Source organism: Hoeflea sp. IMCC20628 (assembly GCF_001011155.1).
Taxonomy (GTDB): Bacteria; Pseudomonadota; Alphaproteobacteria; order Rhizobiales; family Rhizobiaceae; genus Hoeflea.
Genome location: NZ_CP011479.1, coordinates 2224984 through 2243142 on the forward strand (window position 1 = coordinate 2224984; position 18159 = coordinate 2243142).

Genomic DNA, 18159 nt, shown 5'->3' on the forward strand with positions numbered 1-18159 from the left:
CAAGGACTGTCCACCATGACCCGCTCGCGCCTCACCGCCACCCTGTATGCCGGTCTGCTCGCTTCCGGCCTCTGCGCAAGCATTGCCGCTGCCGCACCTGCCGGAGCCGATACAAGATGTGAGCCGCAGATCATCTGCTATGCAACTTGCGTTTATGGCAAAACCAATGGCTTCGCCGATGAAAGGGTAAGGAGCCATGAGCGGAGGGAATACAAGCAAGCGGCGAAGAAGGCGGACGAAATCTGCGCCGCACAATGCAGCGACGAACCCGGGGGGCGGACCGCAGAGGTTCGTCAGGCATGCGCAGACGAATCCTACAGGGCACTTCTGCGAGGCGAAATCAGGCTCGTCGACTAGAGTTGGCAGAGCATGGAATCGGTCGATGCAATCGTGAAAGCCGCTCCGACCGTGTCTGTCACGCCCCTACTGGCACGGTCCATTGCGCGATGTCGTCGCGCTCGCCGATCAGCGCCAATCCGTGGGCAATCGAGATCAGCTCGCCGCCGGTCTCGATGCGGCTGGCGTCAAAGCGTTCGGTGAAGATGCGGCGCACGGCGGGCACGAACGAGGTGCCGCCGGTCAAAAAGATCTTGTCGACATCGGCAGGTGCGGTGTTGGTCTTAGCGAGCACATCATCAAGGGCTGCGGTGATGCGGCTGAGATCACCGGCGATCCAGCTTTCGAAATCGCTGCGCCTGACCGATTTCTCTCCGGCTTTGCCGAGCGGCGCAAAGCGGAATTCAGCCTCTTCCTGCCCGGACAAGGCCATCTTGGTTGCGGAAATTGCCTGGTTGAGCGCGTAGCCCTCATCATGTTCGATCAGGTCGATGAACAGTTCCAGCTTGTCGGGCTCCACCGCCTGGCGCACCAGGTTCTTGAGATCGGCATATTCCTTGGTGGTCTTGAAGATCGACAGCTGGTTCCAGCGCGAGAAACTCGAATAATAGCTGCCCGGCACATCGAGCTTCTTGCCAAAACTCGAAAACTGGCTGCCCTTGCCGATTTCGGGCGCGATCAGATGATCGATCATCCGCGCGTCAAACTGGTCGCCGGCAACACCGACACCGGAATGGCCGATGGGAACGGCACTGATCCGCCCTGCCCGGGTCTCGAAGCGGATCAGCGAAAAGTCGCTGGTGCCGCCGCCGAAATCGGCAACCAGAACGGTGGCGTCATGGTTCAGGTTCTGAGCGAAATAGAAGGCCGCGGCGACCGGCTCGTAGACATAATGCAGCTCCGGAAAGCCCAGCCGGGTCAGCGCCTCGGTGTAGCGCTGCATGGCCAGATCGGCATCGGGCCGCGAACCGGCGAAATGCACCGGCCGGCCGGTGACGACGCGCTTGACCGGCTGCGGCCAGTTGTCACCGGCATAGCTCTCGAGCCGCTTGAGGAAGACTTCCATCAAATCCTCGAACTTGAAACGGCGGCCATGCACCATGGTGCCCTGAAACAGCGCCGAGGCGGCAAAGGTCTTGATCGACTGCAGGAAGCGGCATTCGCCCGGATTGTCGATGAAGGCGCGAATGGCGGCCTGGCCGGCTTCGACCTGCAGCGCGCTGGCGCCGAGCTTCGGATCCTTGATGAAAGACAGCGCCGTGCGCATGGTGTCGCTCTGCCCGGCATCCGAGTTGAAGCGGACCGATGCAGTGTCGGTGCCTGTGTCCAGCTGAGCCAGAACAGTGTTGGTCGTGCCGAAATCTAGCCCGAGCGCATTGGCCATGGCTGCGGCTCCATCATGTCTTGCAGTTGAGGTGGAAACGGTGCGCCGGTGGCGGTTGCCGCTGAAGAGCGGGCCTGATGCCACACTCAGGCTGCGCCGTCCACCCGCAGGCTGCAGCTTGTGCTGTGTGTGTACGTGACTTAATGCCGTCAATCGCCGAAACAGGTCACCGATCCGCACGCCGCATCTGACACGCGCCCGCCGCACTACTGCGAGGCGTATCGCGGGTGTTCCAGCGCCTCGAAACAGTCGGTGAGTTTTATCCGGAAAAACCCGCATAGGCGCTCTGGTAATCGCTGAGCAGTTTCTTGCGGGCAGCCGTCACCGGACAGGTCGGCAGCAGCACGATGTCGGTTTGCGACAGGGCCTCCGCTTCCTCGCCAGTCAGCGGCAGGACCGTCCTGTAGGGATCGCCGCCAATCGACACGCCTTTCGCCGGGGTGCGCCCCATCACCGCGGCGATCGGATTGGCGAAATCGCGCAGGTCAATCACCTCGTAATGGCGGTCCAGCCGTGCCTCGCGCTCACGGATGGCTTCGATCACCTCGTCCATGGTCTTGAGCACGGTGACCTGAAACCGGTGATCGAAATAGAGCCAGTAGGTCGGCAAGATATTGAACCGGGCGTAGCCCTCATAGGTATCACGACCCTCGGCCATCACCGGACGCGCCTTCTCGGCCGCCTCTACGGTCAAAACCTTGGCACTGAAACTCATGCTCGGCGGCAGGTTTTCGGTCTCGATCGAGGCGTCCCTGACCGATGTGGCCGCGGCCCGCGCAGTCGAATGCAGCATCTTGGTGACCGTCGGCAGCGATACCAGCGCGATCAGCACGATCAGGGGCGAGAGTTGCGCCCGCCTTTGTGGCGCGGTGGCGAGAAACAGCACCAGCAGGAACGGCCAGACAGAGACAAAGGCTGCGCCGCCAAAATTCTGCGATTCAAACAGCGCATCGGCGATGATCAGCGCCAGCAGCCAGAGCCAGTCCTGATCAAGCCGGTTGGGTGACGGTGTGAGGGGATGATCGCTGTCGAATACTGCCAACAGGTTTGAACCGCCCCAATAACGGCAGGCAAACAGATAGGCCGAAAGCAGCGTGGCGGCGAAGATGACATCGAACCTGGCGCTGACGGTGGTGACCAGATTGGACAGCAAGACCATCTCATTGTTGGCAAACAGCCGCATGACCGATTGCAGATAGGCCGACACACTGCCGCTCAGCAGTTCCAGACCGGCCACCAGCCCCAGGCAGATGGCAGCAATGATCATCGATGTGGCAACGCCAATCCTGTGTGAGACCACAGCCATGGCGAGGATCAGTCCGGCCACCGCAAAGCCATTCATCTTGATGAAGGCCAGGGTGAGCAACAGCGCCGAGATCAAGCCGATCAGCGTCGGGTGCGAGCGGACGAAAAACAGTGTGGCGACGAGCAGATAGAGCAAAACCGCACTGTGCCGGTTGTAATAGGCAAAGCCTTCAACACCGGGAAACGCGTTCCAGGACATGATGTTGAGCGGCAGGATCGAAAACAGCAGAAAAGGCAGCAGCAGGGCAAAGGCTCCAACGGGCCCACGCTCGAGCGCAAACCAGCAGATGACTGCGAACATCGGAACCGTGATCAGCATCCTGCACCACTGGATGGTCAGCGCCACATTGCCATGCGGAAACAGGCTGCTGAGCAGGTCGAACAGGAGGTAATTGAGCGGTCCGACCGGGGCATGAATATCGGTGTAGATTTGCTGCCCGACGGACAGACGGTAAGCCCCGTCAATATAGTTATAGGTGTCCAGAAGCTCTCCCCCCAGAGGCAACTCCAAAAAAAACTCCGGCACAGTCCGATCAGCACGACAACAGTTGCAAGTGTTGCATATAGCAGACGCGCCGGACGCCCCAGATATTCCCGCTTCATACTTTACCGCCCCCCTTCACTGCTCTGTCATGCCCGGATCAAAGGGCAAATTGCTGTGCATTGGCTTCATTTTCATTAAAAATGAAAGCTTTCAGGCGTTTACCAGCCGACGGCGGCGACCGAAGCGCACCAGTCTCAGTCGTTTTCGGACGGTGCCTCGTTTTTCAGCCGCGAAATGGTGCTGCGGCTGACACCGAGCATGCGGCCGATCGCGGCTGCCGATTTTCCCACCCGGAGCAGCGACAGTGCCTTGTATTTTTGCTGGTCAGAGAGTTTTTGCGGGCGACCGGCGGAGAGGCCGGGCACTACATTTATCAGCCCGAGAAGCGGGCGTTCCAAAGTGCGGCACGCTTGTTATCGCGCAGGTCATACTCCCTGATCGCTTTTTCAAGCTCGGGGATTTCGGCTGTTTCCCGGTCTTCGCCAAGCTCGGTCAGGCGCATTGAGTACCAGGCGGTAATTCCACCTTCGGGCGAGGTCGTGAACCGCGGAAAAGCGGGGTCGCCGGATTTTCCAGCCTGCCAATTGTCTGGCAATGCCGGGTCAAGCGCCAGTGCCCGCGCCAGGCCGATCACATCCGCGATCCCCTCAGACACGGCATCCGTGGCCTGTTGCAGGGTCTTGAAGCCACCGGTGACCATTAAGGGGATTTTAGTCAGCGGGCGGGCGCGTCTGGCGAAATCGACAAAATAGGGACCGCCACCCGCGCTGTCGGAAGCGGATCTGGCGCCGGGGAAATAGGTGCCGCCGCTGATGTCGATGAGATCAATGCCGGTCTGGTCGAGCGCCGCGACGACTTTCAGCGCATCTTCGGCTTCAAGCCCGCCCTGCAACTGATCGGATGAATTCAGTTTCACCGCCAAGGGAAATAGCGGCCCGACTGCGCTGCGCACCGCGTCTATGGATTCGAGCAGCAGTCGCATGCGGTTGGCGATGGATCCGCCATAGTCATCGTCGCGGTGATTGAACAGCGGCGACAGGAACTGGCTGAGCAGAAAGCCATGGGCTGCGTGGATCTGGACGCCGCCAAAGCCGAGATTTTTGGCAAGGCTCGCGGTGCGTGCGAATTCGGCCGGCAGGCTGCGCACCTCGTCAAGCGTCAGTGCGGCGCAGGTCAGACCCGGAAGATCAAGCGCGCTTGGACCCTTGGGTGTGCTGATCGGCGGATGCGCCATGGCGCCGGCTTGGCCAAGCTGCAGCCAGAGCCCGGTGCCGTTGGCGCTTCCCCGTTGGGCAAGGGCCTTGAACGTGGCAGCATCCGAGCTCGCATCGAGCACCAGATTGCCGGGCTTTTCGGCAAAATGAGGATCACCCTGAACCTCACCGATGATCGAGACGGCAACGCCACCCTCGGCCCAGCGTTCATAAAGCCGGAATTGGGCTTCGGTCGGGTTTCCACGCCCGTCGCCAAGCGAATCCGACATCGCCGATTTGACGATCCGGTTCTTCAGGACAGTGCCGCAGGGCAATTCGAGAGGCTGAAAAAGCAGGCTGTCTCGCGGCAGTGCCATCAGAAATCCTTGAATGCCGCCCTACTCCTTGCAAGGCTCCGGTTCATACATGTCGAGCTGGGCCAACTGGCCTTCGAGCACGAAGTCGCCATAGTCCATGGTCAGATCACGGGTGACGCCGTTGTCATAGAGCTTGAAGGCAATGGAGTAGACCGGAAGCTCATCACCACCGGTGTTTTCCTCGAAATAGGCCATCGACACCGGCCAGAAGGAATCGTCGGCGAGGTCGCCAGCCTGCTTGGCTTCGGTGTCGCCGCTCTCGACCGGCTGCTTTTCACCAACAATGGTGGTGGTGAGCATCGCCCTGTCGCCTTCGTCAGACCCGTCATAGATGCGCGATTCATAAAACCGCTCGCCATCACGGGCCTTCTTGAGCATTTCAATCATGTGCTCGGTCGGAAAGCGCGCAGTGGCTATGTCGAGCGCCAATTTGTCAGGCTGCTCAAGCGTGACCGCCAATCCGTCGCCAGCAACCTCAGCCGAGCCGCGAACCTCGTGATCAAGCTGCTGATCGACAAACGACCGGGTGACGAACCGGAAGGTGTGATTGCGGACATCCTCGAACGTGGTGGTCTGCTGGTCGGTGATGCGCGACGAATCTGCCGTGGCAATCTCGGTGACAAAACGGAAGCTGACGGTGTAGCCGTCGCAGGCCGAACCGCCGAATTCATAGACCATACGGCCGACCATGCCGGAAATCCCCGATCGCTCGGATGCCTCCTTGAGCGATAGGTCATAGACCGCGCGGTGGGTGGCGAGGCCTCCCGGGCCGGCCTGGGCCGAGGTGATCGCCGGCGTGGCTGCCACAATGGCAAGCGACGCGATAACAAACATGCGCATCAGGTTTTCTCCTGTCGAATCCTAAGCTGATGTTATATGACCAGACGCGGCCAAGCGAGGCGGAACTTGCAAGATCAGGCAAAACGCTGGCGCAGCCTTAACAGAGACAGATATGGAGCCCTTCATGACCGATAGCGTTGAGTCCCGCCTGGCCGCCCGCAACATCGTGCTTCCAGAAGCGGCAGCACCGGCTGCCAACTACCTGCCCTATGTCATCAGCGGCTCGCTTCTGTTTATTTCAGGCCAGTTGCCGACGGAAAACGGCGCGATGTACGCGACGGGATTGCTGGGCCGCGATGTTGACGTTGCCAAGGGCCAACGCGCCGCGGAACTCTGCGCCATCAACATTCTGGCCCAGGCCAAGGCTGCACTGGGCGGTGATCTCGAGCGCATTGTCCGGGTGGTCAAGCTTGGCGGCTTCGTTGCCTCCGAGTCCTCCTTCACCGAGCAGCACCTGGTGATCAACGGCGCGTCGAACCTGATTGCCGAGGTGCTTGGGGATGCAGGCAAACATGCCCGCGCCGCTGTCGGCACTGCCAGCCTGCCGCTTAATGCAGCGGTTGAAGTCGACGCCATAATCGAGATCCGGTAATCCCAATGACACACAAAGACCTTGGCTGGCTGACCGCCCGCCCGATCGCCCATCGCGGCTATCACGACATGAACCAGAGCATCTGGGAGAACACCGCAACCGCGTTTTCCCGTGCGATTGCAGCCAATTACGCGATCGAGTGCGACATTCACATTGCCACCGATGGCGTGCCGGTGGTGTTTCACGATGATGATCTGGAGCGATTGTGCGGGTTATCGGGCGATGTCCGGGAACGAACGTCGCAGGAACTGGCGCAATTGCGGGTTGGCGGAACGACGGACGGAGTGTTGTCGCTGCCAAAACTGTTCAAGCTGGTTGCTGGCCAGGTGCCGCTCGTTATCGAGCTCAAGGGCCGGCCCGGCGATGATGAAGGCTTTGCCGATGCGGTGGTCGAGTGCCTGGAAAAATATGACGGGCCGGTGGCGTTGATGAGCTTCGACCACGCTCTGCTGCGCGACCTCAAAGCCTGCGGCGCCACCTGCCCGCTGGGACTGACCGCCGAGGGGGTCAAGCCGGAAAAATTCTTCGAGCATGAGGAGGCGATGCAGATGGGGCTGGATTTCATTTCCTACTGTGTGCATCACCTGCCCAACAGCTATGTCGAAGGCCTCCGCAAACAGGGCGTTCCGGTGATCACCTGGACGGTGCGCGATGCCGAGGCGCGAGCACTGACCAAAGCCCATGCCGACCAGATGACATTCGAGGGCTTTGATCCGGACACGGTGGCGGACGCCTGACCTTGTCAAACGGCGTTGGCAACTTACGTTGGAAGACAGGCCGGACCACAGGCATGGGCCCTGTCCGGAACGGAGTTGCATGAGCACTGAGACCCCAGAACACACACTGTCGACCATCGAAGGCATGGCATCGGTCAAGGCTAAGGAGTGGAGCCGGCTTGGCGGTGCATCGCGCGGCTCGCGGTCTCCATCAAGCGGCTCGCAAACGGAATCAACAGGTTCTGATACTGAATCCGGGCTTGTCTATAACCCCTTTGTCAGTCACGCTTTTTTATCATCGTTGGAGGACTCAGGGTCGGTCTCGGCCGAGGTCGGCTGGTTGCCGCGCCACATCGTGCTGCGCGGCCCGGACGGAGCGCTTGAAGGCGCGATGCCAGCCTATATCAAGAGCCATTCGATGGGCGAATATGTGTTTGATCACGCTTGGGCCGATGCGTTCGAGCGCGCCGGCGGGCGCTATTATCCGAAGCTGCAATGCTCGGCGCCGTTCACGCCGGCTACCGGGCCGCGGTTAATGGTGCGGCAGGGTCCTGGCGATGAAGCGCGCAGACGGGCGCTGGCTGCTGGCGGACGCTCGCTGTGCACGCAACTGGGGCTGTCCTCGGTGCATGCGACCTTCGTGCCCGAAGCCGAGATCCCGGCATTCGAGGCCGAGGGCTATCTGCACCGAACGGACCAGCAGTTTCATTTCCGCAATCCGGGCTACAAAACCTATGACGATTTCCTCGACACGCTGGCGTCGCGCAAGCGCAAGCAGCTGAAGAAAGAGCGCAAGGCAGCACTTGAAAACGGCATCACGATTGAATGGCTGACCGGCAGTGACCTGACCGAAAGCGTCTGGGATACATTTTATGAATTCTACATCGACACCGGCGGGCGCAAATGGGGGCGGCCCTATCTGACGCGCGAGTTCTTCTCGATGCTCGGCGCGCGCATGGCTGACGATGTGCTTTTGGTGATGGCGCGGCGCGAGGGCAGGTTCATTGCCGGCGCGATCAATTTCATCGGCGGAGATTGCATCTATGGCCGTCACTGGGGTTGCGTCGAGGATCACCCGTTCCTGCATTTCGAAGTCTGCTATCATCAGGCGATCGATTTCGCCATCGCCAAGGGTCTCGCCCGGGTCGAGGCCGGGGCACAGGGTGAACACAAGCTGGCGCGCGGCTATCTGCCAGCCACCACCCATTCGGCCCATTACATCGAGCATCCAGGGCTACGGCGCGCTGTTGCCGACTATCTCGAGCGCGAACGCCGCGATGTCGAACATATCGGCCAGATGCTGAGCGAGCACGGGCCGTTTCGCAAAGGCGGCACGGAGCCGGACGCCGGTCAGGATTGATCAAGGCCCGGCGCTTTACCTTGCGCTTGCCCCTTGCGTTTGGCCCCTGCGCTTGACCCCGGCCCTGCGCCGGATACAACCATGTGAAGACGAACAACCGGAGACCGCCCGATGACCGCGCCCAGCTATGACGACAGCAATGTGTTTGCGAAGATCCTGCGTGGCGAAATGCCCGCCGAACGGCTCTATGAGGACGAGCATACGCTGGTGATCATGGACATCATGCCGCGTGGCGACGGCCATTGCCTGGTGATCCCCAAAGCCGCGTCGCGCAACATTCTCGATGTCGATCTCGACAGTCTCGCGGCCGTTATGGCAACAACACAGCGGATGGCGCGCGCAGTGATCAAGGCTTTTGGCGCCGATGGCGTGACGATCCAGCAATTCAACGAAAGCGCCGGCGGCCAGGTGGTGTTTCACCTGCATGTGCATGTCATTCCGCGCTTTGACGGCGTGGCGATGAAACCGCACACTGGCACCATGGAAGACATGGGCGTGATCAAGGCCACTGCTGAAAAGATCCGCGCCGCACTCTGACCCGTATTTCAGGGATTGATTGATCCGGCGGGACAATTGTGAGGAGACAATCTAAGCTGAAGACCAGCTACGGGGCTGTCGTAGCCCCATGTAGGGGCTGATAACCGCACTCGACCGGACGCGGTAGTTCATTGCTGTGCATAAAGCGGCAAGCAACAGGACCTTCCGGTCTGCAAGAAATACGCGCAACCGGATCAGAATTCCGGACATCCAGTGGACTACCCACTGCGAATCAGAGATTAAGCTGTGTTAGTTTTGATCGATGATTTGTTGATTTGTTGATTTGGTTCTTTTCCAACCTGGTGTTGCAAGCATGCTTAAAGGCCGCATAAACGCGTTGCGAAAATCCTACAACAAAAATGCTCGAAAGATTTATCGGCTTTGTACCGCGCCAAATACACCTGCTGAGAGATTGACTGAGTTTTTGCCAATTCTAGACAAAATTTGCGCAACGGCTTGGGTGCTTTGTGTCGAACTTTCGAAAACAACGGCTAACCCTGTCTTGCTCCGGGAGGCGGTGCGGCTGGATCGCGCCTGGGATGATTTGCGCGCATTGGTTGAAGCCGCCATCCTGCGCAGAACGGCGAAAGCCGCTTAACTGCCTCCCCAACGCCGCCTCACGCAGCGAGCTTTTGCCGTTCTCCGGTCTCTTCCTGATTCCGGCAAAATCCCGCGACCTCGAAGCATCAGATCCGGGCCAGTAGTTCGGCCTTCTTGGTCTGATATTCTGCATCGGTAAGAATGCCTCTGTGGTGAAGTGCGGCCAGTCGTTCGATCTTGGCGAAGATATCGGTCTCGTCAGTGTCCTTCGGTGTGACAGGCACTGACGGCGGGACCGTGGTCGAGTGAAGCGATGCCGGTTCGTGTTCTGACGGTTCGGGCGGTGCTGTCAGGGTTTCGCTTCTCTGCTCGCTGGCAGATGTGTTGAGCAGCGCTTCGGACAGGGATGGCGAGGTGTGGTGGTTGCCGGTGCCATCGTTCCGGCGAGTGGCGTTGACCTGCCGCAGCTCCGACAGTTTGACGACGCCATGCTGCGAGGTGAAGCGCAAGGACTGATCGCCTGATTGCTGCTGCGAAAAGCCGCCGATACGATGATCGGCGGTGTCGTAGATTCTGACATTGCCATCACCTGAATCAATGGCGAGCCGCGACGTGTCGGGGAACCAGGCGTAGCGCATCTGGTTCTGCGACCCGGTGGAGGCAGCCTGGCCAAGACCCTCGGGCCACCAATTGCCGGCGGAGAAGCCGGAGACGAACAGACTGACACCGGCACGATCAGAGCCTTGCGACTGTGTTTGGGTGGATGAACTTGACGGCACCTGCAACGGTGCTGACTGGCGCATCATTTGTGCCACATCGTTGCAGATGGCGTCGACCTTGGCTTTCAGCCCATTGTTGAACATGTCGCCGACCATGGTCATGCCGCCTGACGACCATTGCCCCATGCCGCCAAGTTCAGGGTGATTGAACTGGGCCTGGGTGCCCTGCCCGGCGATCAACGCCATCAGCAGATGCTCGACTGCATCCGGACCGACCCCGTGACGGCTGGCGATCTCGGCAAGGGCCTGGCGGGTCTCTGGGGTCAAGTCTGCCACGGGATGGTGTCTCCTGTCTGGGTCAGTGCGGGTACCAGCCGTGCTGGCCGCAAGCAATTATAAGATATCGCCACTGATGTGTTGTCCAGCATTGATGGCGGCACGCTTGCGATCAGGCAGGTCAAACTACACTGGTGAGCGCCTTGTCCGGAAACTGAGTCCATTCAGGGCTTTGCATTGATACGCAAATGTTGAACGCAAAGCGGCTGAACCGGCGCAGGAGGTTGGGGTCATCCCGGCGCATGAAATACAGTCTTTGTCTGGCGCCTTGGTTTTGCGGCATTTTCCGCGCATCAGAGCGGGCAACAGCAGATTCTTTTACGAGGCCCTCATGCAAGCCGCTCTTATCATCATGACCATTCTTGGCTGCGACGACACCGCGACGCAATGCCATCATGTCGAAATGCTTCAGGAACGCTGGGCGACGATCCAGGCCTGCGACGCCGTGTCGGAAGCCAAACTCAGGACCTTTTCAAATCTCGACTATCCGGTGGTCGTTGCTGTTTGCCAGACCCCCGGCGACGCCGGGCTGGAGGAGGTGGCCAACGAACCTGCCGGAGCCGAGACCGATGTTGTTGCCAGCAGGGTGCCGGCTGATTCGGCTCCCTGGGTTCCCAGTGCCGATATTCCTCCGCCGGTCGCAATGAGGCCCATGTTCGATATCCCGACGCCAAAGGCCGACATTCCTGCCCCGGTCACGTCTTTCAACCAGAACCAACCCACGGATGCCGCAGCGGCTGATGATCCGGGTCTGGCAGCCAGGTTGCTGCAGCGATTTACGGCTGTGCTGCCCGATTCCGGAACACTCAAGACACTGGCTTCCGAACCGATACATGTCGTCACCGACAGCTATTCCTGGGTGGCTCGGCGGTTCGACAAATAGAACCGCTGAGCGACGCCCATCGGGCGGCGCTCAGCCGAGCAGCAACTGGCCGCCGATCAACAATCCGAGCGCCACGGTGATGCCGACCCAGATGCGCTTGCCGCTGACCAGAAAAGCCGCAAAGCCCACCAATGTCGCGATCAGCCGCAACGCCAGCGGAACATTGTTCAGCTCTCCTGTCGGATAGACAATCAGCTTGGCGATGACAGCCGCAAGCAGCGCCGTGGCGACCGCGCGAACCCAGGTCAACGCGGCGGAATCCTGCTTCAATCGATTGCCGACCAGCACACCGAGCCAGCGCCAGATATCGGTCGCCAGCCAGCCGGTGATGGCGATGAAGACGTAGGGCCACCACCAGGTGTCAAAAGCCTCGTAGCCGCTCATGATCCCGCTCCGCGCCTCCAGAAACGGTCAGCGAAGAATGCCAGGGTACCGCCAATGACTCCGGCATAGAGAATGTCGAATTCAGGTGCGACGAGATGGAACACCGGTCCGAGCGCCAGGCCGAGGATCATGGCGATGTGCCCTGCCCGATCCCGAGTCGATGCCCAGATCGAAGTCAGGAAATAGACCGGCGTGAGAAAAAACAGCGCACCGGCCAGCATCGGCGGCAGATTGGCGACCGTGGAATAGATCACCGCCACCAGTATGATGTTGGCGGTGGTGACGGTGATGGCGAAGCCTGCGAAAAACGCCACACGATGGTCACGCGGCACATCCCGGATGCGCTCCATGGTGAACACATAGGCCGTGATCGCGACAAAATGCGACAGGAACAGCAGCAGCCAGGTCGGGGTCTTTTCGGTGCGAATTTCCGGGATCAATGCCGCGACCATCGGCATCATCCGGATCGAAGACAGCGAGACAGTGATGAAGGCGGCGGGCAGCGAAGCGCCGGCAAGGATGGACCCCACGAGCAGCACATTGGCAGGCAAAGCCCAGACCAGCCCGGTCATGAACACGGTCTGGCCAAAGGGAATCCCGGCCTCGGCAGCAAAGCCGCAAAACCCGACAAAGGCGCTCATCAGAATGATGGCCGGCAGCGAGACGATACCGCGCGCGCCTTTCAAAAACCAATGGACGCCGCGGGGGCCGGACGAAGTGCTCATGCTCTTGTGTTAGAGATTTTGTGTGCCGCCGCAACCTGTTTTTGACGCACCCGATGAGATCCCTGCAGCCGAAGCGCGTCGCGTCCCGACAGCGTTCCAAACGCAAGACACCCCGGCGCGAACCGGGGTGTCTGATCTTCTGAAAAACCGCTCGCGGCCTATTTCTTGCGCGGAACCTTGGGAACGGCGCTCGACGGCTTTTTCGGTGCGGGCTTTTCCGCAACGTCTGCCTTGGCCTCAGCCGCACTTGCTGATTCCGGCTGCGATTTAGGGGGTTTGGGACCCTTGCCCGCCGGTAGCTTGCGCGTCGTGGTCTTTGCCGCAGCGGTCTTGGCCTTGGCCGGTGCGCGCTTCTTGGCGGGCACCTTTTCCTTCTTTGGCTTGACAGGCACTTCTGCCGGAATAGCCTCGAGGATCAGGCCGTTTTTGCCATCGGCCTTCTCGCCAACGGTGACCTTGACCGTGCCGCCATGCTTGAGCTTGCCGAACAGCAGTTCATTGGCGAGCTCCTTCTTGATGTGCTCCTGGATCACCCGGCCAAGCGGCCGCGCGCCCATTCGCTCGTCGTAACCCTTCTCTGCAAGCCAGGCGATCGCATCTTCTCCAAGGTCGAAGGTGACATTGCGTTCGGCCAGCTGGGCTTCGAGCTGCATGACAAACTTCTGCACGACCATGTGCACGACCTTGGCCGGCAGCGCGCCAAAGGCGATGATGGAGTCGAGACGGTTGCGGAACTCCGGCGTGAACAGCCGGTTGATCGCTTCCATGTCGTCGCCTTCACGCTTGGACGAACCAAAGCCGATCGCCGATTTGGCAGCATCTGCCGCGCCCGCATTTGTGGTCATGATCAGTATGACATTGCGGAAATCGATCTTCTTGCCGTTGTGATCGGTGAGCGAGCCGTGATCCATGACCTGCAACAGGATGTTGAACAGGTCGGGATGGGCCTTTTCGATCTCGTCGAGCAGCAGCACACAGTAAGGATGCTGGTCGACGCCATCGGTGAGAAGGCCGCCCTGGTCAAAGCCGACATAGCCCGGAGGCGCGCCGATGAGACGCGAGACCGTGTGTCGCTCCATGTATTCCGACATGTCGAAGCGCAGCAGCTCGACCCCGAGCGAAGCAGCGAGTTGCTTGGCGACTTCGGTCTTGCCGACGCCGGTTGGGCCGGAGAACAGGTAGGAGCCGATCGGCTTGTCGGGTTCGCGCAGTCCGGCGCGGGCCAGACGGATTGCCGCCGTCAATGCTTCGATTGCTGCATCCTGGCCGTAAACCACCGAGCGCAGTTCCTTGTCGAGATTGGCCAGAACCGTAGTGTCGTCTTTCGACACGGTCTTGGCCGGTATCCGCGCCATGGTGGCGACGGTGTTTTCGATCTCGATGTCGGTCAGTATCTTCTTGCGCTGTTTTTCAGGCAGCAGCATCTGCGCCGCACCCGATTCATCAATCACGTCGATCGCCTTGTCGGGCAATTTCCGGTCAGTGATATAGCGCGCCGAGAGTTCGACCGCTGCCTTGATCGCCTCGTCCGTATAACCGACCTTGTGGTACTCCTCATAATAGGGTTTTAGGCCCTTGAGGATCTCGATCGCATCGGGAATCGTCGGCTCGGCAACGTCGATCTTCTGGAAACGACGCACCAGGGCCCGGTCCTTTTCGAAGAACTGGCGATATTCCTTGTAGGTGGTGGAGCCGATGCAGCGGATCGCACCCGACGACAGAGCCGGCTTGAGCAGGTTGGACGCGTCCATTGCCCCGCCGGATGTGGCGCCAGCACCGATGACGGTGTGGATTTCGTCGATGAACAGCACTGCGCCTGGCAGATCCTCGAGTTCCTTGACCACCTGCTTGAGGCGCTCCTCGAAATCGCCGCGATAGCGCGTGCCGGCCAGGAGTGAACCCATGTCGAGCGAATAGATCACCGCATCAGCCAGCACATCGGGCACATCGCCTTCGACGATGCGCTTGGCCAGGCCTTCGGCAATCGCAGTCTTGCCAACGCCGGGATCACCCACATAGAGCGGGTTGTTCTTGGAGCGGCGGCAGAGGATCTGGATGGTCCGGTTGACCTCCTCGACGCGACCGATCAACGGATCGATCTTGCCGGTCTTGGCTTTTTCATTGAGGTTGACACAATAGGCGGTCAGGGCATCCTGACCCTTCTTCTTGGCGCCCTCTTCGCCGCCGGTGTCCGGCTTGACGGAATCCGGCTCCGGCTCTTCCGAGCCACGCACCGGACGCGCTTCTTCGGCGCCTGGACGCTTGGCGATGCCGTGGGAGATGAAATTGACCGCGTCGTAGCGGGTCATTTCCTGCTCCTGAAGGAAATAGGCAGCATGGCTTTCGCGTTCGGCGAAAATCGCCACGAGCACATTTGCGCCGGTGACTTCCTCGCGGCCGGAGGACTGGACGTGAATCACCGCGCGCTGGATGACGCGCTGAAATCCGGATGTCGGCTTGGAATCCTCGTCATAGCCTGTGATCAGGTTGCCAAGTTCCTTGTCGACATAGTCGCTGACCGTGCGACGCAACTGGTCGAGATCAACATTACAGGCGCCCATGACGGCCGCCGCATCGGGGTCCTCGATCAAGGCAAGCAGCAAATGCTCAAGCGTAGCATATTCATGATGCCGCTCGTTGGCATAGGTCAGCGCCTGATGGATCGCCTTTTCGAGACTGTTTGAAAAGCTAGGCAATTTCAGGTCCTCATTTCTTTTCCATCACGCATTGCAGCGGATGATGATTATCGCGGGCGCAATCCATGACCTGGGTCACTTTGGTTTCAGCCACCTCGTAGGTGAAGACGCCGCACTCACCGACCCCGTGATTGTGTACATGCAACATGATTCGTGTGGCCTGTTCGCGGTCCTTTTGAAAAAAACGCTCAAGCACATGAATCACAAACTCCATCGGAGTGTAATCGTCATTGAGCAGCAAAACCCGGTAGAGACTTGGTTTTTTGACTTGCGGTTTTGTACGGGTGATGACGGAGATGCCCCTGTCGGGCCCTCCGTTTCCGGTTTTCTTGTCCGCCTGCATGCGAGTCCGGTTCGTGCTGTCTTTCACTTAGCCAACTTCCTGTGAGTTCCAACCGGCGCAGCGTCACAACGAAGCGCCAGACATTGTCCTTAACTTAGTCTTTCCTGCGCGGATTTTAAGCCCCCTTGTCGAGGGATGAAACAGAATTCCGTTCGCAGCCCCAAACATCAAAAAACCCGGCTGCATTTCCTGCAACCGGGTTTCCATCATTTCACACATCCGCCGCGTTGGGCAGACGCAGTCTTATCTTCAGGCGCTGACCTTGGCGGCAGCGGCTTCGAAAGGCTTGTAGGCCTGCTTGGCGAGGTCTGCATAGAGTTCGCTCATCTTGGTAGCCTGGGCAACAAACGTCTCGTAGGAAGACTTGGCGAAGTCGGTCTGAATTTCGATGGCCTTGTCGAGGCTCTTGGCCGAAACTAGCTTCTCGACGACGGCTGCGTTGTCTTCATAGGACTTCTTGGAATAATCGGTGGCTTCAGCAGCGATCTGCTGGAAACCCTTGGTCATCGAGGAAGCCGCAGTCAGCATGCTGTCCATGGCTTCTTTATTCATTTTCGATGTCGCATCAAAGTTCATCATGTCGCGGTTCCTGTCGTTGGGGAGAATGATTATTGATACTTATGTGCACTGCAGCATTTTGTCAAGAGTCTTGTGCGCTGCACCAAATAAATTCGCCGCCGCCGTACAGTGCACAATGTCCCATGCACCGGAACAGAACGGTTTTTACCAAATCGGGACAGGTCACCGGCCAATTTTTGGAAAGGAATCATTCATCATAAACGGATTGGTAAGAACGTGTGGCTAAGATTGGACACAATGACTGATCAGGGAGGGCGGCAGTCAGAAATCCTTACACCCGTCTGTTCAAGAGTGAGTTGTCGTGTCCCAGAGTAACTCCAATACCCCCGGCAGGTTTGTCCCGATTGTCGCAAAAGCGCTCAGCTTGCTGGTCGTGATCGGCATTGCCATGGCAGTGGGATCAGCACCCGCATCGGCAAATTCCAAATATGCAGGCATCGTTGTCGATGCCAAGACCGGAAAAACGCTGTACGAAAATGACGCCGACGAGCTGCGTTATCCGGCATCACTGACCAAGATGATGACCCTGTACCTGACATTTGAAGCGTTGGATCGCGGCGCGATCAATCTGAACACAAGGGTCAAGTTTTCTGCCAATGCAGCCAAAGAGCCGCCAACCAAACTTGGCGTCGGCACGGGAAATTCCATTACGGTTGAACAGGTGATCTATTCGCTGGTGACCAAATCTGCAAACGACGCAGCAACCGCGATGGGTGAATATCTGGGTGGGTCGGAGAAGAAATTCGCTTCGATGATGACTGCCAAGGCACGGTCGCTCGGCATGTCGCGGACCACATTCCGCAACGCCCACGGACTTCCGAACTCCGAACAGGTCACCACCGCCCGGGACATGGCCAAACTCGGCATTGCGCTGCGCGAGCATTTTCCGCGCCACTATAAGTATTTCTCCACCCGATCGTTCAAATTCGGCAAGACCAGCATGGGCAACCACAACCGGTTGCTGGGTGTCGTGCGCGGTGTCGACGGCATCAAGACCGGCTACACCCGCGCTTCGGGCTTCAACCTGGTCTCCTCGGTTGTTGATCGCGACCGTTCGATCGTTGCCGTGGTGATGGGTGGACGCACCGGCGCGAGCCGCAATGCCCAGATGAAAGACCTTATCTCGCGGTATTTGCTGAAGGCCTCGACTTCCGGAAACGGTGACCTCATCGCCAAGCGCGGTTCGTCCAATTTCGGTATCGCCGCCGCCGTGGCAGCTCTCGAGCTCCCCAAGATCGGACCTGTTCCCGAACGCCGGCACGAATCGGGTCAGCGTCTGGCCCTGGCTTACGCCGACACCACGCCGGCACAGGTTCTCGGGCGTGACGCGCTGGTCAAGTCGTTGAAAGCCCAGAAAATCGCCATTCCGCAGCCCGCACCGGCCTACATTCCGCCAATGCCGGTTGAGACTGCTTATGCACAGTCGGTCGATCCGGTGACGACTGCTTCCACCGCTCCCAGAGAGGGCTGGATGATACAGATCGGTGCAATGCCGGACAAGAATGCTGCGGTAGACCTGCTGAACCGCGCCAAGGGTCTTGGCGGCCAGGCACTCTCATCAGCAGAGCCGTTCACCATGGCCTTCGCCAAAGACAACCAACAGCTCTACCGCGCCCGTTTCGGCGGCTTTGACGGCCAGACATCGGCCACAAATGCCTGCAAGGCGCTGAAGAAGAAGGGTTTTGCCTGCTGGGCAACAGCCAAGTGACCCGCAGCATTTGTTCAATGCTGCGGCCGGATCGTTCGGGTCCGGAACCATCCACGTTTTTG

General features: G+C 59.4%; 19 protein-coding genes. 8 read left to right on the plus strand and 11 right to left on the minus strand.

Annotated features, from left to right (window positions below):
* Nucleotides 1–15: 15 nt before the first annotated feature.
* On the plus strand, nt 16–357 hold the full coding sequence (locus IMCC20628_RS10510) for a hypothetical protein (protein WP_047030176.1): 342 nt from the start codon (nt 16–18) through the stop codon (nt 355–357).
* Between the two features lie 58 nt (nt 358–415).
* Here the strand turns inward: IMCC20628_RS10510 and IMCC20628_RS10515 are convergent, their stop codons facing one another.
* From IMCC20628_RS10515 to IMCC20628_RS10530, 5 genes are all read right to left on the minus strand, one after another.
* Nucleotides 416–1720: an Hsp70 family protein gene (locus IMCC20628_RS10515; RefSeq protein WP_047030177.1), complete on the minus strand. Its 1305-nt coding sequence runs from the start codon at nt 1718–1720 to the stop codon at nt 416–418.
* A gap of 259 nt (nt 1721–1979) precedes the next feature.
* Complete coding sequence (locus IMCC20628_RS10520) at nt 1980–3536, minus strand: hypothetical protein (protein ID WP_047030178.1); 1557 nt, start codon at nt 3534–3536, stop codon at nt 1980–1982.
* Nucleotides 3537–3763: 227 nt separating this feature from the next.
* Complete coding sequence (locus IMCC20628_RS24680) at nt 3764–3934, minus strand: helix-turn-helix domain-containing protein (protein WP_197078435.1); 171 nt, start codon at nt 3932–3934, stop codon at nt 3764–3766.
* An 8-nt stretch (nt 3935–3942) separates the two neighbouring features.
* Nucleotides 3943–5139 (minus strand): NADH:flavin oxidoreductase/NADH oxidase family protein, encoded by a 1197-nt coding sequence (locus IMCC20628_RS10525; protein ID WP_047030179.1) that lies wholly within the window; start codon nt 5137–5139, stop codon nt 3943–3945.
* A gap of 21 nt (nt 5140–5160) precedes the next feature.
* Entirely contained in the window at nt 5161–5973 is an 813-nt protein-coding gene (locus IMCC20628_RS10530; protein WP_082128315.1) for a cell envelope integrity EipB family protein, read from the minus strand.
* A gap of 130 nt (nt 5974–6103) precedes the next feature.
* Here IMCC20628_RS10530 and IMCC20628_RS10535 point away from each other — a divergent pair, with 130 nt between their 5' ends.
* From IMCC20628_RS10535 to IMCC20628_RS25100, 5 genes are all read left to right on the plus strand, one after another.
* Nucleotides 6104–6571 carry a RidA family protein gene (locus IMCC20628_RS10535; RefSeq protein ID WP_047032460.1) on the plus strand — a complete coding sequence of 156 codons (468 nt, stop codon included), beginning with the start codon at nt 6104–6106 and terminating at the stop codon, nt 6569–6571.
* 5 nt (nt 6572–6576) lie between these two features.
* On the plus strand, nt 6577–7308 hold the full coding sequence (locus IMCC20628_RS10540; RefSeq protein ID WP_047030180.1) for a glycerophosphodiester phosphodiesterase: 732 nt from the start codon (nt 6577–6579) through the stop codon (nt 7306–7308).
* A gap of 79 nt (nt 7309–7387) precedes the next feature.
* Entirely contained in the window at nt 7388–8647 is a 1260-nt protein-coding gene (locus IMCC20628_RS10545; RefSeq protein ID WP_245307916.1) for a GNAT family N-acetyltransferase, read from the plus strand.
* A 111-nt stretch (nt 8648–8758) separates the two neighbouring features.
* Nucleotides 8759–9184 carry an HIT family protein gene (locus IMCC20628_RS10550; protein WP_047030181.1) on the plus strand — a complete coding sequence of 142 codons (426 nt, stop codon included), beginning with the start codon at nt 8759–8761 and terminating at the stop codon, nt 9182–9184.
* Between the two features lie 313 nt (nt 9185–9497).
* Nucleotides 9498–9782: a hypothetical protein gene (locus IMCC20628_RS25100; RefSeq protein WP_156174474.1), complete on the plus strand. Its 285-nt coding sequence runs from the start codon at nt 9498–9500 to the stop codon at nt 9780–9782.
* A gap of 88 nt (nt 9783–9870) precedes the next feature.
* Here IMCC20628_RS25100 and IMCC20628_RS10555 read toward each other — a convergent pair whose 3' ends face one another.
* Nucleotides 9871–10779: an SHOCT domain-containing protein gene (locus IMCC20628_RS10555; protein WP_047030182.1), complete on the minus strand. Its 909-nt coding sequence runs from the start codon at nt 10777–10779 to the stop codon at nt 9871–9873.
* A 331-nt stretch (nt 10780–11110) separates the two neighbouring features.
* On the opposite strand from IMCC20628_RS10555, the gene IMCC20628_RS24240 reads away from it, so the two are divergent.
* A complete protein-coding gene (locus tag IMCC20628_RS24240; RefSeq protein ID WP_156174475.1) occupies nt 11111–11662 on the plus strand; it encodes a hypothetical protein in 552 nt (183 codons plus the stop codon).
* Nucleotides 11663–11692: 30 nt separating this feature from the next.
* Here the strand turns inward: IMCC20628_RS24240 and IMCC20628_RS10565 are convergent, their stop codons facing one another.
* The 5 genes from IMCC20628_RS10565 to IMCC20628_RS10585 form a co-directional block, all read right to left on the minus strand.
* Complete coding sequence (locus IMCC20628_RS10565; protein WP_047030183.1) at nt 11693–12046, minus strand: AzlD domain-containing protein; 354 nt, start codon at nt 12044–12046, stop codon at nt 11693–11695.
* A complete protein-coding gene (locus tag IMCC20628_RS10570) occupies nt 12043–12771 on the minus strand; it encodes an AzlC family ABC transporter permease (protein ID WP_047030184.1) in 729 nt (242 codons plus the stop codon). The genes IMCC20628_RS10565 and IMCC20628_RS10570 overlap by 4 nt, the downstream gene beginning before the upstream one ends.
* A gap of 158 nt (nt 12772–12929) precedes the next feature.
* Nucleotides 12930–15467 (minus strand): ATP-dependent Clp protease ATP-binding subunit ClpA, encoded by a 2538-nt coding sequence (gene clpA, locus IMCC20628_RS10575; RefSeq protein WP_047030185.1) that lies wholly within the window; start codon nt 15465–15467, stop codon nt 12930–12932.
* A 10-nt stretch (nt 15468–15477) separates the two neighbouring features.
* Complete coding sequence (gene clpS / locus IMCC20628_RS10580) at nt 15478–15810, minus strand: ATP-dependent Clp protease adapter ClpS (RefSeq protein WP_047030186.1); 333 nt, start codon at nt 15808–15810, stop codon at nt 15478–15480.
* Between the two features lie 249 nt (nt 15811–16059).
* Nucleotides 16060–16389 carry a phasin family protein gene (locus tag IMCC20628_RS10585; protein ID WP_047030187.1) on the minus strand — a complete coding sequence of 110 codons (330 nt, stop codon included), beginning with the start codon at nt 16387–16389 and terminating at the stop codon, nt 16060–16062.
* 388 nt (nt 16390–16777) lie between these two features.
* On the opposite strand from IMCC20628_RS10585, the gene IMCC20628_RS10590 reads away from it, so the two are divergent.
* Complete coding sequence (locus IMCC20628_RS10590) at nt 16778–18097, plus strand: serine hydrolase (RefSeq protein ID WP_052766612.1); 1320 nt, start codon at nt 16778–16780, stop codon at nt 18095–18097.
* The last annotated feature ends 62 nt before the right edge of the window (nt 18098–18159 follow it).

Bases quoted from the DNA above. Each gene is read 5' to 3' on its own strand.
- IMCC20628_RS10525 (WP_047030179.1), bottom strand. From the start codon at position 5,139: ATGGCACTGCCGCGAGACAGCCTGCTTTTTCAGCCTCTCGAATTGCCC.
- IMCC20628_RS10590 (WP_052766612.1), top strand. From the start codon at position 16,778: ATGGCAGTGGGATCAGCACCCGCATCGGCAAATTCCAAATATGCAGGC.
- IMCC20628_RS25100 (WP_156174474.1), top strand. From the start codon at position 9,498: ATGCTTAAAGGCCGCATAAACGCGTTGCGAAAATCCTACAACAAAAAT.
- IMCC20628_RS10540 (WP_047030180.1), top strand. From the start codon at position 6,577: ATGACACACAAAGACCTTGGCTGGCTGACCGCCCGCCCGATCGCCCAT.
- IMCC20628_RS10545 (WP_245307916.1), top strand. From the start codon at position 7,388: ATGAGCACTGAGACCCCAGAACACACACTGTCGACCATCGAAGGCATG.
- clpS (WP_047030186.1), bottom strand. From the start codon at position 15,810: ATGCAGGCGGACAAGAAAACCGGAAACGGAGGGCCCGACAGGGGCATC.
- IMCC20628_RS10550 (WP_047030181.1), top strand. From the start codon at position 8,759: ATGACCGCGCCCAGCTATGACGACAGCAATGTGTTTGCGAAGATCCTG.
- IMCC20628_RS24240 (WP_156174475.1), top strand. From the start codon at position 11,111: ATGCAAGCCGCTCTTATCATCATGACCATTCTTGGCTGCGACGACACC.
- IMCC20628_RS10510 (WP_047030176.1), top strand. From the start codon at position 16: ATGACCCGCTCGCGCCTCACCGCCACCCTGTATGCCGGTCTGCTCGCT.
- IMCC20628_RS10515 (WP_047030177.1), bottom strand. From the start codon at position 1,720: ATGGCCAATGCGCTCGGGCTAGATTTCGGCACGACCAACACTGTTCTG.
- IMCC20628_RS10570 (WP_047030184.1), bottom strand. From the start codon at position 12,771: ATGAGCACTTCGTCCGGCCCCCGCGGCGTCCATTGGTTTTTGAAAGGC.
- IMCC20628_RS10535 (WP_047032460.1), top strand. From the start codon at position 6,104: ATGACCGATAGCGTTGAGTCCCGCCTGGCCGCCCGCAACATCGTGCTT.
- IMCC20628_RS10585 (WP_047030187.1), bottom strand. From the start codon at position 16,389: ATGATGAACTTTGATGCGACATCGAAAATGAATAAAGAAGCCATGGAC.
- IMCC20628_RS10530 (WP_082128315.1), bottom strand. From the start codon at position 5,973: ATGTTTGTTATCGCGTCGCTTGCCATTGTGGCAGCCACGCCGGCGATC.
- IMCC20628_RS10565 (WP_047030183.1), bottom strand. From the start codon at position 12,046: ATGAGCGGCTACGAGGCTTTTGACACCTGGTGGTGGCCCTACGTCTTC.